This is a genomic window from Aestuariivirga sp., assembly GCF_046093005.1.
In the GTDB taxonomy this organism is placed as follows: Bacteria; Pseudomonadota; Alphaproteobacteria; order Rhizobiales; family Aestuariivirgaceae; genus Aestuariivirga.
This window is the reverse complement of sequence record NZ_JBJTER010000002.1, coordinates 1-12,227: the sequence shown is the minus strand read 5'-3', so window position 1 is coordinate 12,227 and position 12,227 is coordinate 1. Positions and strand designations below refer to the sequence as shown.

The window sequence follows — 12,227 nt, the reverse complement described above, 5'->3', positions numbered from 1 at the left end:
ACCTGACGCCGCTCTTAATCGCGCTGCGTCACTCCGGCGCCTCCGCCGGCTTGAAGGCGTCGGCGCGGGCCTCGGCTTCTTTCCTGTCGGCCTCCGGCAGTTTGCGCAGGATGGTGTCGAGTTCAGGATCGCCGCGCCCGGCGCGGGTGGCGAGGATATGCCATTTCAGCGCCTCGACCTGGTCGGCGGCGACGCCCCGGCCAAAGGCAAGCACCCGCGCCAGGCGGTTCTGGGCGATCACGTTGCCGCGTTTCGCGGAGAGCAGCAGCCACTGCGCGCCGATCTTCTCATCCTGCTTCACGCCTTCGCCGCGGAACACCAGCACGCCGTAGTCGAGCATGGCGTCGGCGTTTCCTTGCTGGGCGGCCTCGCCGATGAGCGTGGCGGCCTTTACGGAGTCCTTAGGGACGCCCAGCCCTTCGAGATAGAGCACACCCAGTTGATAGCGCGCGGCGGCATGCTTTTGTGCCGCGGCTTTCTCGAGCCATGCCATGGCATCAGCCATCTCGGGCGGGTTGCCGAAGGCGCCGAGCGCCAGCACGCCCATCTGGAACTGCGCTTCCGCCAGGCCGGCATCGGCCGCCTCGCGCATCAGCGCCTCGCCCTTGTTGTAGTCGAACCTGCCGCCATTCTGATCGAGATAGGTCTTCGCCTGCGCCAGCTTCTCCTGCGCGTCCGCGTTCTGCGCGGCGGCGGGCGCTGCGGCGGCGAGCAGCAGCGCCAGGGCGGCGGCAACAAATCTCATGGCTTCCCCAACCGTTGTGACAGGGCTGTCACGATGCGGCGGGCGGCGCCGGCGTCCTGCCACATCGCATCGGACGGACGGATGAAGTCCGGTTTCTGCGGCAGCAATATGTCGAGATCTTCAGGTTCGGCTGGCGTGAACGCAATGCAGGGGACTTCCATCATGTCGGCCCACCAGCGCACAATGGGTTCGCCGCCCAGCGAAGCGCTGGTCTGGTCGAAGGCCACATAGTCAGCGCCTGCTTCCGCCGCTTCCATGGCGAAATGGCGCGAGCCCGCCGCGTAGGCGCCGACGATGCCATCCTTGCCGAGCGCCCGCCGGGCTGCTTCCACATCGGCCAGATTGGCGTCAACCTGCACGCCATCGGCCCCGCTCCGCGCCGCATCGCGCGCCTCGCTCGCCACGATCACCGCCAGGCCCAGCGCCTGCGCGGCCGCTGCAACGTCTTTTGCTTGAGCCGGCTGAATGAGCAGGCTCGCCACGTCGCCCGCGGCAGCAGCCGCCTTCAGGCAATCGCCGAGACGGTCCGCCGGAGCATCGGCCGGCGCCACCAGGAACAGGCGGGGCGTCAGGCGGCCTTCTCCGCGTCCTGGCTCCAGCGGCCGGACGCCGCCAGCGCATTCATGCGGGCGCGATGGGCAAAGGCGCGCTGCCCCGCGGCCACGTTCTCCATCTTGCCGCCCCACGCCTTCAGCGCATCGGCCTGCAAGGCGCGGCCATAGGAGAAGGTGAGCTTCCACGGCAGCGGTCCCGCTGCGTTCATCAGGTGCAGGTGCGCGGTGGCATCCTCGCCGGACTGGCCGCCCGACAGGAAGGCGATGCCCGGCACGGCGGCCGGCACGCAGCGCTTGAGAACCTTGAGGGTCTTCTCCGCCACTTCGGCGCGGCTCGCCTGGCGCGGGCACTTCTTGCCGGCGATCACCATGTTGGGCTTGAGGATGATGCCCTCCAGCGCCACCCGGGCATGGTAGAGTTGCTGGAAGGTTTCCTTCAGCGCCCATTCGGTGGCCTCGGCGCAGCGGTCGATGTCATGGGCGCCGTCCATCAGCACCTCGGGCTCGACCATCGGCACGATGCCGCCCGCCTGGCAGATCGCCGCATAGCGCGCCAGCGCGTGGGCGTTGGCGTGGATGGCATTGAAGCTGGGAATGGTGTCGCTCACGTCGATGACCGCCCGCCACTTGGCGAATTCGGCGCCGAGCTTCGCATATTCGGCCACCCGGTCTGCAAGGCCGTCGAGACCTTCCGTCACCGTCTCGCCGGGGCAGAAGGGAAGGGGCTTCGGCCCCTTGTCGAGCTTGATGCCGGGAACGGCGCCCGCCGCCTTGATGACATCGACCAGCGGCGTTCCGTCAGCCGCCTTCTGGCGCAGCGTCTCGTCGAACAGGATGACGCCGGACACGCAGCTGCGCATCGCGTCCGCCGCGCGGAACAGCATTTCGCGGTAGTCGCGGCGGTTGGTCTCCGTCGATTCGAGCTTGATCGATTCGAAGCGCTTGGTGATCGACCCCGTGGACTCATCCGCTGCCAGGATGCCCTTGCCCGGCGCCACCATGCGGTTGGCGATGTCGTGCAGCCGTTCGATGTTCATGATGTTGCCTCCAGTGCCTTGACGCCCGGCAGCGTCTTGCCTTCCAGCCATTCGAGGAAGGCGCCGCCGGCAGTTGAAATATAGGTGAAGTCATTGGCCACGCCCGCGTGGTTCAGCGCCGCAACCGTATCGCCGCCACCGGCCACCGCAACGAGCCGGCCCGTCCGGCAGCGCAGCGCCACATGGCGGGCGGCCGCCACCGTGGCCCGGTCGAAGGGCGGCGTTTCGAAGGCGCCAAGCGGCCCGTTCCACACCACCGTGTGGGCGTCATCGATGGCAGAGCCGATGCGGTCCAGTGACAGAGGGCCCACGTCGAGGATCATGCCGTCCGCCGGAATGGCGTCCACGCCATAGTCAGCGCAGGCAGCGCCCGCCTTGAACTCCCTGGCCACGATGCCGTCGATGGGCAGGATCACCGCGCATTTGGCGTCATCCGCCTGCTGCAGAATCTTCCGCGCCGTATCGACCAGGTCCTTCTCGGCGAGCGACTTGCCAACCGCATGGCCCTGGGCCAGCAGAAAGGTGTTGGCCATCGCCCCGCCAATGACCAGCGCGTCGACCTTCGTGACCAGATTGCCGAGCAGATCGAGCTTGGTCGAAACCTTGGCGCCGCCGACGATGGCGATCACCGGCCGCTTCGGCGTTTCGAGCGCCGCCTGCAGCGCCTTGAGCTCTGCCTCCATGGCGCGGCCCGCGTAGGATGGCAGCAGATGCGCCACGCCCTCGGTGGAGCTGTGGGCGCGGTGCGCGGCCGAGAAGGCGTCGTTCACATAGATGTCGCCGAGGCTGGCCAGCATGCGCGAGAAGGCTTCGTCGTTCTTCTCCTCGCCGGGGTGATAGCGGGTGTTCTCCACCAGCACGCAGTCGCCCGCCTTGACGTCGATGACCGGCGCCTCGCGCCAGTCGGTGGGCACGAACTGCACCGGCCGCCCCAGCTTTTCGGCGAGCGCCGCGGCCACTGGCTTCAGCGACATCTCCGGCACGACCTTGCCCTTTGGCCGGTCGAAATGGGCAAGCACGATCAGCTTGCCGCCCTTGTTCATGATCTCGCGGAGCGTGGGCGCCACGCGCTCGATGCGGGTGGCGTCCGTCACCTTGCCGTCGCTCACCGGCACGTTGAGATCAACCCGGCACAGCACCCGCTTGCCGGAGAGGTTGGCGCTATCGAGGGTTCGGAAAGCGGGCATCGTATCGTCTCCCTTATGCCGCGGCGGCAACCACCGCTTCGGCGGTGATGCCGAAATGCCGGTAGAGCTGCTCGGCCGGGCCCGAGGCGCCGAAACCGGCCATGCCGATGAAATGTCCGCCGGTTCCGATGAAGCGGTCCCAGCCGGTGCGCACCCCGGCCTCGATGGCGATGCGAATCGCCTCATCGCCCAGAAGCTGGGCGCGGTAGGCGGCGTCCTGGGCCGCGAAACGCTCCATCGAAGGCACGGACACGACCCGCGCGGGCTTTCCCGCCGCATCGAGCATGGCCTTGGCGGCCAGCGCGATCTCGACCTCGGAGCCCGACGCGAAGATCGCGACTTTCGCCTTTCCGGCGGCCGGAGCAACTTCATAGGCGCCGCGCGCGCAGAGATTTTCCTTCGCATAGACGAGCCGCGCCGGCTTCAGCTTCTGGCGGGTCAGGGCAAGCACCGATGGCCGGTGTTCATCATGAAGCGCGAGCTGCCAGCATTCGGCGGTCTCCACCGCATCACAGGGGCGGTAGACCGCCAGGTTGGGGATCACCCGCAAGGCCGCGAGATGCTCAACCGGCTGGTGTGTGGGGCCATCCTCGCCAAGGCCGATCGAGTCATGCGTCATCACATAGATGACGCGCTGTTCCATCAGCGCCGAAAGCCTGATCGCCGGGCGGCAGTAATCGGTGAAGACGAGGAAGGTACCGCCATAGGGAATGACGCCGCCATGCAGCGCCATGCCGTTCATGGCTGCCGCCATGCCGTGCTCACGGATGCCGTAGTAGACATACCGCCCGCCATAATCGGCGGCGGTGAGCGGCTTCAGGTCCTTGGACTTGGTGTTGTTGGAGCCGGTGAGATCGGCTGAGCCGCCGATGGTTTCGGGCACCACGGCATTGATCACGTCGAGCGCGTTCTGCGAAGCATTGCGGGTGGCAAGGGCGGGCGGATTCCTGGCCAGTTCCTGCTTATAGGCATCGATCGCGGCATCGAACGCGGCGGCGAGCTTGCCCGAAACGCGGCGTCTGAATTCATCCCGGTGTGGCGAGGCGGCCAGCCGCTGGTTCCAGGCGGCGCGCGCCGCTGCCCCCCGCGCGCCCGCCGCGCGCCAGGCGGACATGATGTCGTCGGGAACCGCGAAAGGCTCATGCGGCCAGCCCAGTGCCTTGCGGGCGCCGGCGATTTCCTCCGGCCCCAGCGGCGAGCCGTGGCTTCCCGAGGTTCCGGCCTTGGTGGGCGCGCCATAGCCGATCACCGTCTTGCAGGCGATCAGCACCGGCCGGTCCGCCGCTTGCGCGGCGGAAAGTGCCGCGGCGATCTCGCCGGGATTGTGCCCGTCGCAGGCCGAGACCGTCCAGCCCGAGGCCGCGAAACGGGCCAGCTGGTTGGTCGAGTCGGTCATCGCCACCTTGCCGTCGATGGAGATGCCGTTGTCGTCCCACAACACGATCAGGTGCTTCAGCTTCAGGTGCCCGGCGAGCGTGATCGCCTCCTGGCTGATGCCTTCCATCAGGCAGCCGTCGCCTGCCAGCACATAGGTCTTGTGGTTGACCAGCCCATCGCCGAAGGCGGCATTCAAATGGCGCTCGGCGATGGCGAAACCCACCGCATTGGCGATGCCCTGGCCGAGCGGGCCAGTCGTCGTCTCGATGCCGGCCGCATGGCCGAACTCCGGATGGCCCGCCGTTTTCGATCCCAGCTGCCGGAAGGCCTTGAGGTCGTCGCGTGTCATGTCCTGGTAGCCCAGCAGATGCAGCAGGGAATAGAGCAGCATCGAGCCGTGGCCGGCGGACAGGATGAAGCGGTCGCGGTCCGGCCAGGCGGGGTCGGCGGCATCGAATTTCATGAACTGGGTGAACAGCACGGTGGCCACGTCGGCGGCACCCATGGGCAGGCCCGGATGGCCGGAATTGGCTTTCTGAACGGCGTCCATGCTCAGCGCGCGGATGGCATTGGCCATCTGGCGGGTCTGCTCGGGCGAATATGACGTCATGCGGGGGTCTCGTCCTCACTGGCGGAAGCAGACCCGGTGATAACGCCTCGCGGCCGGGAGTCAATTGGAACCGTGGCTTGCATCAGGCTTGCCGGAAGGCCCGGGGGAGATTGCGAAAAAGCCCGGTTCGGCATATGGTGATTCGTTGTCGCAGTGAGAGATTCGCAAGTCTTTCCAGGGGCTTTGATGTCGGGCATTCACAGACTAGACGAGGCTTTGGCGCGCTTTGACGCAGCCATGGCGGCGCTGGAGGACGCGGTGGCCACCAAGGCCGAAGGCAGCCGCCGTGTCGCCGAGCTTGAAGGCGAGGCCGAAACGCTGCGCCGCGACCGTTCGCGGCTCGCCGGCGAGATCGATCTGTTGCGCAACAAGGCCGGCGAACTGGCAATCACCAGCCGCAGCGCGGCGGGCAAGATCGATGCGGCGATGTCGCGCATCCGCGCGGTTCTTCATTCAAACGCGCCGGAGTGAGCCAATGGCGCATGTGATTGTCCAGGTGAATGGCCGGCCCTACACGATGCAATGCGCGGAGGGCGAGGAAGCGCATCTGCGTGAACTCGCGGACCTCCTCGACGCCGAGGTGCAGCGCGTCAAGACCAGCGTCGGCAATGTCGGCGACATCCGGATGCTGGTGATGGCGGGGCTGATGGTGGCCGACCGTCTCTCGGAAGCCATGCAGACGATAAGGCTGCTTCAAGAGCAGGCAGCGGAACTCCGTGCCGAGCGGAATGCCGCGCAACTCGACCGGCTCGACATCGAGACGCGGGTCGGCGACCGTCTGGTGACGGCCTCCGAGCAGATCGAAAGAATGGCGCAGTATCTCGCGCGGTAGCGCTGCCGGTTGTTTCCGCTTCCCGGCAAATGCACTATTGAACAGGCATGCAGATCGCGCCGCCATGCCAAGCCATCGATCAGAACCCGGTAATCCGGTTCCGTGAAGGCCTGCCTTCGGGCGTGCTTGCTCCCGAAAAGGTCAGCCTTGCCGAAGCCATCGCCGGAGGATCGCCGTTCCTGCGCCAGTTGATGTTGCGCGATCCGGGTTTCACGGCCCGCATCTTCCGCGAGCCGCCGGAAGACTTGCTGGCCGCTGAGATTGCAGCGCTTGGCGGCCTCGATCTTGGTCTTTCACAGGCGGAGGTCATGCAACGGCTGCGCCAGGCCAAGCGCCGGGCCTCGCTGCTGATTGCGGTCGCCGATCTTTCCGGACGCTGGCCGGTGGAGCGGGTGACGGCGGCGCTCACCGATTTTGCCGACGCGGCGCTGCGGGCCGGTATCTCCTGGCTGCTTGCCGATGCGGCGCGCCAGGGCAAGGCGAGGCTGGCGTTTCCCGCCGACCCGCAGAAAGGCTCTGGCTATGTGACGCTCGCCATGGGCAAGCAGGGCGCCCATGAGCTCAACTATTCGAGCGATATCGACCTCATCGTGCTTTACGACCCCGGCAGCAGGGTGATCGCCGATCCTGACGAGGCGGGCACATTCTTCGTGCGCCTCACCAGGCGTCTCGTGCAAATGATGCAGGATGTGACGGCCGACGGGTATGTGTTCCGTACCGACCTGCGGTTACGGCCAGACCCGCGCGCCACCCAGGCGGCGATCTCGATCGAGGCGGCGGCCCTCTATTACGAGAACCAGGGCCAGAACTGGGAGCGCGCCGCCATGATCAAGGCGCGCGCCGCGGCGGGCGACCTGGCGCTGGGCGAGGAATTCCTCGACCGGCTCAAGCCCTATGTGTGGCGGAAGTATCTCGACTTCGCGGCGATCGCCGATGTGCAGTCGCTGAAGCGGCAGATTCATGCCGTGAAGGGCCATGGCGAGATCAAGGTGCTGGGCCACAATGTGAAGCTGGGGCGTGGCGGCATCCGCGAGATCGAGTTCTTCGTGCAGACCCAGCAACTGATCGCCGGCGGCCGCAACCCGAAGCTTCGCGGCCGCGCTACGCTGGCCATGCTGGATGCGCTCGCCGCGGCGCAATGGATCACCGCCGCCGCCGCCGCTGAATTGAAGGAAGCCTATCTGTTCCTGCGCGCGCTGGAGCACCGGCTGCAGATGGTGAATGACGAGCAGACCCATGTGCTGCCGGCCGATGAGCGGGCCTTCCTGGCGCTGGCGCGGTTCTGCGGTTTTGAAGATGCGGCGGATTTCGACGCGGCGATCCGCCGCCGCCTCGAATGCGTGCAGGGCCATTACGCGCGGCTGTTCGAGCAAGCGGAAGAGCTTGGCACCGATGCCGGCAGCCTGGTGTTCACCGGCGGCGAGGATGATCCTGAAACCATCGAGACGCTGTCGCGCATGGGCTACCATGCGCCGAGCGAAGTATCCGCCACCATCCGCGGCTGGCATTTCGGGCGTTACCCCGCCACCCGCAGCGCCAGGGCCCGCGAACTCCTCACCGAACTCATGCCAAAGCTGCTTGCGGCGCTGGCCGCGATGGGCGATGCCGACCGGGCGTTTCTCGCCTTTGACCGCTTCCTGGGCGGCCTGCCAGCCGGGGTTCAGCTGTTCTCGCTGCTCAAGGCCAATCCGCGCCTGCTCGACCTGATCGCGACGATCCTCGGCAGCGCACCGCGGCTGGCCGAGCAGCTGAGCCGCCGTCCCAAGGTACTCGACGCGGTGCTCGATCCCGGCTTCTTCGGCGCCATGCCAACCGGAGCCGATATGGCTCAGGCAATTGCCGCCGCGATGCCGGACGCCCTTGATCTCGACGAGGCGGCCGACCGGGCGCGCGTCGTCGGCAAGGAACAGGCCTTCCGTATCGGTGTCAGGGTCTTGTCGGAAACGGTGAGCGCGGTTGATGCCGGCACCGCCTTTTCGCAGCTGGCGGGGTTGTTGCTGGGCAAGCTCCATGCCGCGGTGCTTGCCGATGCCGAACGCCGTCATGGCAAGGTGCCGGGCGGGCGCAGCGCGGTGATCGCCATGGGCAAGCTCGGCGGGCGCGAGATGACGGCGGGCTCCGACCTCGACCTGATCGTCGTCTATGACGCCGCGGCTGGCGTGGAGGCGAGCGACGGGCCGAAGCCGCTGGCGGTGAGCCAGTATTACGCGAAGATCACGCAGCGGCTGATTACCGCGCTGTCGGCGCCCACCGCCGAAGGCGTGCTCTATGACGTCGACATGCGGCTCAGGCCCTCGGGCAGCAAGGGTCCGGTGGCTGCGAGTCTCGGCGCCTTCGCCAGCTATCACCGTGACTCGGCCTGGACATGGGAAAAGCTTGCGCTGACAAGGGCGCGGCCGATCTGCGGCGATCCCGTTCTGATGCACGAGCTTGAACGTGACATCCGCGCGGCGCTGGCCGAGCCGCGCGCGCGGCAGAACGTGCTGGCCGACGTGGCCGCGATGCGCAGACTGATGCTGCGTGAACAGGGTGCGGCCGGGCTGTGGGACATCAAACGGGCGCGCGGCGGGCTCGTCGAACTTGAGTTCATCGCCCAGACGCTGCAATTGATCCATGCCGCCAGCCACCCGCAGGTGCTCGACACCAATACCCTGGCAGCACTCTCGAAGCTTCATGCGGCGGGCCTTGTCGATAACGCGACGCACACAGCGCTCAAGGAAGCGGGGCTGCTCTATCACCGGCTGACGCAAGTCTTGCGGCTTTGCGTCGATGGGCCCTATGAGCCCGCGAAATCGTTACCAGCGCTCAACCAGCTGGTGGCCGGTGCTGCCGCCTCCCCCGGCATACCGGCTGCCGAAGCGCTGCTCGGCGACACCCAGGCGCAGGTCGCCGCCCTGTTCGATGAGATCATCGGCCGGCCGGACGGCTGAAAAAAAACCTGCGACGGAATTCGCCGCCTCTCCGCGTCTTACTGTTCGGGACGACAACAGGAGGAGAAATCCATGACCCGCATCACGCCTGCTTTCATCATGCTCGGTTGCCTTGCCGTGGCACCCGCCACGGCGCTGGCCATGCAGCCCTATCTGCCGGCCTCACCGAAAACCTTCAACAAGGCCGACGTCGATTCCAATGGCAAGATCACCAGCGCCGAGCTCGCCCCGAAGGCGGGCCGCCGCTTCGCAAGGCTCGATGCCGACAGCAACGGGCAAGTGACGCTGGCCGAGATCGATGCCGCCCTGCAGAAGGCGCTGGAGCGCCGCAAGGCGCGGATGCTCGAGACACTCGATGCCAACAAGGACAGCCAGATCTCCCGCGCTGAACTCGATGCCGCGGTCGACCGGCTGATCGCCGCCGCCGATGCCGACCATGATGGCGGCGTCACGATGGAGGAGGTGCGCAGCTACCGGCTTGTCAAATCGGGCAAACCGGCTACTGAAAAGAGCGCCAACTGAACGCACAGGCAAGGCCATCACTTGACGCGCGACACCCCGGCTCCCGGGCAGATGACCGATGCTGGTCTGCTGGAGGCCGCCGCCGCCGGCTCGGAGGCGGCCTTCGCCGAGATCGTGAGCCGCCATTTCCCGCCGGTCTACCGGCTGGCATGGCGGATCACCGGCGTTGCCGCCGATGCCGAAGACGTGGCGCAGGATGTGTTCGTCAAGCTGTGGCGCAACCCTTTGCAGGTCCGCGAGGCCGGGGCGCTCAAAGCCTGGCTGATGCGGGTCGCGTCGAATGCCGCGATCGACCGTGGCCGCCGGCCCCGGCAGGACGCGCTCGAAGATGCCCCCGACATCGGCGATCCCCAGGCGAGACCCGATGCGCCGCTGGACCGCGCCGAAGCATCACGGCTGGTCGATGCCAGCATCGCCGCACTTCCCGCGCGCCAGCGCCAGGCGGTGGCGCTTGTCTATTTCGAAGGCATGACCAATATCGAGGCGGCGGCGGCCATGGAGGTGACCGTCGACGCCCTGGAATCTTTGCTGGCGCGGGCCCGGCGCAGCCTGAGGGACAGCCTGTCGGGCGAGTGGCGGATGTTGCTGGGCGGTCTAGCGGAGTGGGGTGGGTGAGGAGAGACATCATGGAACATGGCAAGGACGGCCAACCGGATCGCCAGGCGCCGGGCAGCGGTGAGGATGAGCTTCGCCGTGTCCTGTCGCTTGCGACAAGGCCAGAAACGCCGCCTGAGGCGATGGGGCGGCTCATGGCCCGCATTGCCGCGGAGCCGCAGGCGGCGAAGGTTGCGATCCTTGCCCCGCGTCCGCGGCGCATGGGATGGAGCCTGGCGGCCTTGCCGCTGGCCGCATCGCTGCTGCTCGGCGTCTATCTGGGCGCCAAGGGCCAGCTCGATTTCATGCTGCCAACCGCGATCACCGGCGGCATTGCCCCGGGCGAGAACGTGATCATCGATGATCTTGGCGGCATGGGCGATGCCGCCGCGGAGAACCTGTCATGAGCGAAACGGTAACGGGCAACACGCCGGCTCCGCGCTGGAACTGGCTGAAAGTCACACTCATCGCCTCGCTGGCCGTGAACCTGCTGTTCGGCGGCGCCGCGGTGGCGCGCTACGTGGCGGGCGATGCGCCGGTGCGCTTTGCCATGCTGTCACAGGTGCAGCTGGTGCCGCGCAAGTTTCTGGGCGAACTCGATGGCGAAAGGCGGCGTGAACTGCTGGACACCATCCGGCCCTACAACAAGGTGTTCCGGGACGGCCGCCAGACGGTACGCGCCGAAATCACCGCCATCGCCGACGCACTCGAAGCCGAACCCTATGACCCGGCCAGGGTCACCGCGGCGGTCAACCGGTTTTCGGCGGAAAGCGTCAGCCTTGTCACCGAAGGTGGCCAGGCGGCGCTCGATCTCTTCGCGGAACTCAATCAAGACGAGCGCCATCTGCTCGCCAGGCACCTCAGGCTGCGCGGCCTTCCCGCCAAGCCCGATGGCAAGCCGGCCACGCCCTGATCAGGCAACCTTGGCGCTGGACGCGTGCACCGGGAAGGTGATGATCACCTCGGTGCCCTGGCCGACCGCGCTCTTGATGGTCAGCGCGCCGCCATGCAGCTCGACGAAGGAGCGCGAAATGGCAAGCCCCAGCCCGGAGCCGCCCTTGCTCTTGGTCAGCTGGTTCTCGACCTGCTCGAAGGGCCGCCCCAGCTTTTCGATGTCGCGGGCCGGAATGCCGATGCCGGTGTCGCGGATCGCGATCGCCATGAAGCCATTCGCGGCGGCCGCCGATACCGTGATCTTGCCGCCCTCCGGCGTGAATTTCACCGCGTTGGACAACAGGTTGATCAACACCTGCTTGAAGGCGCGGCGGTCCGCCCACAGCGTGAAGCCCGGTGGCACCTCGCGCTCGATGGTTACCCGGCCTTCATAGGCGCGCGGGCCCACCAGACGCATCACCTCATCAAGCGCGCTGCTGACCTGCAGGTCTTCGCATTCGAGCTGCATGCGGCCCGCCTCGATCTTGGACATGTCGAGAATGTCGTTGATCACGTCGAGCAGGAATTGCCCGCTCTTGTGGATGTCATGCGAATATTCCGCGTATTTCTCGGAACCCATGGGACCGAACATCTGGCTGCGCATGACCTCGCTGAAGCCGATGATGGCATTGAGCGGCGTGCGCAGCTCATGGCTCATGTTGGCGAGGAATTCTGATTTCGAGCGGTTGGCGGCCTCGGCGCGGGTCTTCTCGCGGGAGTATTTGTCGGCGAGGTCGGCCAGCCGTTGCGCCTGCTGGTCGGCGAGCAGGCGTTCTTTCTGCAGATCGCGCACCGTCATCATCAGTTCGCGCTCCGACATGCGCAGCCGCTCTTCCTGGAGCTTGAGGGCCGTGATGTCGGTGCCCACCGAGACGAAGCCGCCGTCCTTGGTGCGCCGTTCATTGA

At 66.9% G+C, this 12,227-nt stretch carries 13 protein-coding genes; 7 read left to right on the top strand and 6 right to left on the bottom strand.

Annotated elements, in window-relative coordinates; genetic code table 11:
• Positions 1-28: 28 nt before the first annotated feature.
• The 5 genes from ACKOED_RS00185 to tkt are packed head-to-tail and all read right to left on the bottom strand — an operon-like array spanning position 29 to position 5,510.
• Positions 29-745 (bottom strand): tetratricopeptide repeat protein, encoded by a 717-nt coding sequence (locus ACKOED_RS00185; RefSeq protein WP_408914556.1) that lies wholly within the window; start codon positions 743-745, stop codon positions 29-31.
• A complete protein-coding gene (locus ACKOED_RS00180; protein ID WP_408914555.1) occupies positions 742-1,296 on the bottom strand; it encodes a thiamine phosphate synthase in 555 nt (184 codons plus the stop codon). Before ACKOED_RS00180 ends, ACKOED_RS00185 begins: the two co-directional genes overlap by 4 nt.
• 17 nt (positions 1,297-1,313) lie before the next feature.
• Positions 1,314-2,336: a class I fructose-bisphosphate aldolase gene (locus tag ACKOED_RS00175; RefSeq protein ID WP_408914554.1), complete on the bottom strand. Its 1,023-nt coding sequence runs from the start codon at positions 2,334-2,336 to the stop codon at positions 1,314-1,316.
• Complete coding sequence (locus ACKOED_RS00170) at positions 2,333-3,523, bottom strand: phosphoglycerate kinase (RefSeq protein ID WP_408914553.1); 1,191 nt, start codon at positions 3,521-3,523, stop codon at positions 2,333-2,335. Before ACKOED_RS00170 ends, ACKOED_RS00175 begins: the two co-directional genes overlap by 4 nt.
• 13 nt (positions 3,524-3,536) lie before the next feature.
• Positions 3,537-5,510: a transketolase gene (tkt, locus tag ACKOED_RS00165; protein ID WP_408914552.1), complete on the bottom strand. Its 1,974-nt coding sequence runs from the start codon at positions 5,508-5,510 to the stop codon at positions 3,537-3,539.
• Positions 5,511-5,696: 186 nt separating this feature from the next.
• Here tkt and ACKOED_RS00160 point away from each other — a divergent pair, with 186 nt between their 5' ends.
• The 7 genes from ACKOED_RS00160 (at position 5,697) to ACKOED_RS00130 (ending at position 11,301) form a co-directional block, all read left to right on the top strand.
• Positions 5,697-5,981, top strand: coding sequence for a DUF4164 family protein (locus ACKOED_RS00160; RefSeq protein WP_408914551.1), 285 nt, complete (start codon positions 5,697-5,699; stop codon positions 5,979-5,981).
• A 4-nt stretch (positions 5,982-5,985) separates the two neighbouring features.
• A complete protein-coding gene (locus ACKOED_RS00155) occupies positions 5,986-6,342 on the top strand; it encodes a cell division protein ZapA (RefSeq protein WP_408914550.1) in 357 nt (118 codons plus the stop codon).
• Positions 6,343-6,389: 47 nt separating this feature from the next.
• Complete coding sequence (locus ACKOED_RS00150) at positions 6,390-9,272, top strand: bifunctional [glutamine synthetase] adenylyltransferase/[glutamine synthetase]-adenylyl-L-tyrosine phosphorylase (protein WP_408914549.1); 2,883 nt, start codon at positions 6,390-6,392, stop codon at positions 9,270-9,272.
• Positions 9,273-9,344: 72 nt separating this feature from the next.
• On the top strand, positions 9,345-9,794 hold the full coding sequence (locus ACKOED_RS00145; RefSeq protein ID WP_408914548.1) for an EF-hand domain-containing protein: 450 nt from the start codon (positions 9,345-9,347) through the stop codon (positions 9,792-9,794).
• 21 nt (positions 9,795-9,815) lie between these two features.
• On the top strand, positions 9,816-10,409 hold the full coding sequence (locus ACKOED_RS00140) for a sigma-70 family RNA polymerase sigma factor (RefSeq protein WP_408914547.1): 594 nt from the start codon (positions 9,816-9,818) through the stop codon (positions 10,407-10,409).
• An 11-nt stretch (positions 10,410-10,420) separates the two neighbouring features.
• Positions 10,421-10,795 carry a hypothetical protein gene (locus ACKOED_RS00135; protein WP_408914546.1) on the top strand — a complete coding sequence of 125 codons (375 nt, stop codon included), beginning with the start codon at positions 10,421-10,423 and terminating at the stop codon, positions 10,793-10,795.
• Complete coding sequence (locus ACKOED_RS00130; protein WP_408914545.1) at positions 10,792-11,301, top strand: periplasmic heavy metal sensor; 510 nt, start codon at positions 10,792-10,794, stop codon at positions 11,299-11,301. The genes ACKOED_RS00135 and ACKOED_RS00130 overlap by 4 nt, the downstream gene beginning before the upstream one ends.
• On the opposite strand, the gene ACKOED_RS00125 is transcribed toward ACKOED_RS00130, so the two are convergent.
• Positions 11,302-12,227, bottom strand: a 926-nt coding sequence (locus ACKOED_RS00125) for a sensor histidine kinase (protein WP_408914544.1), incomplete at its 5' end; no start/stop codon positions are given.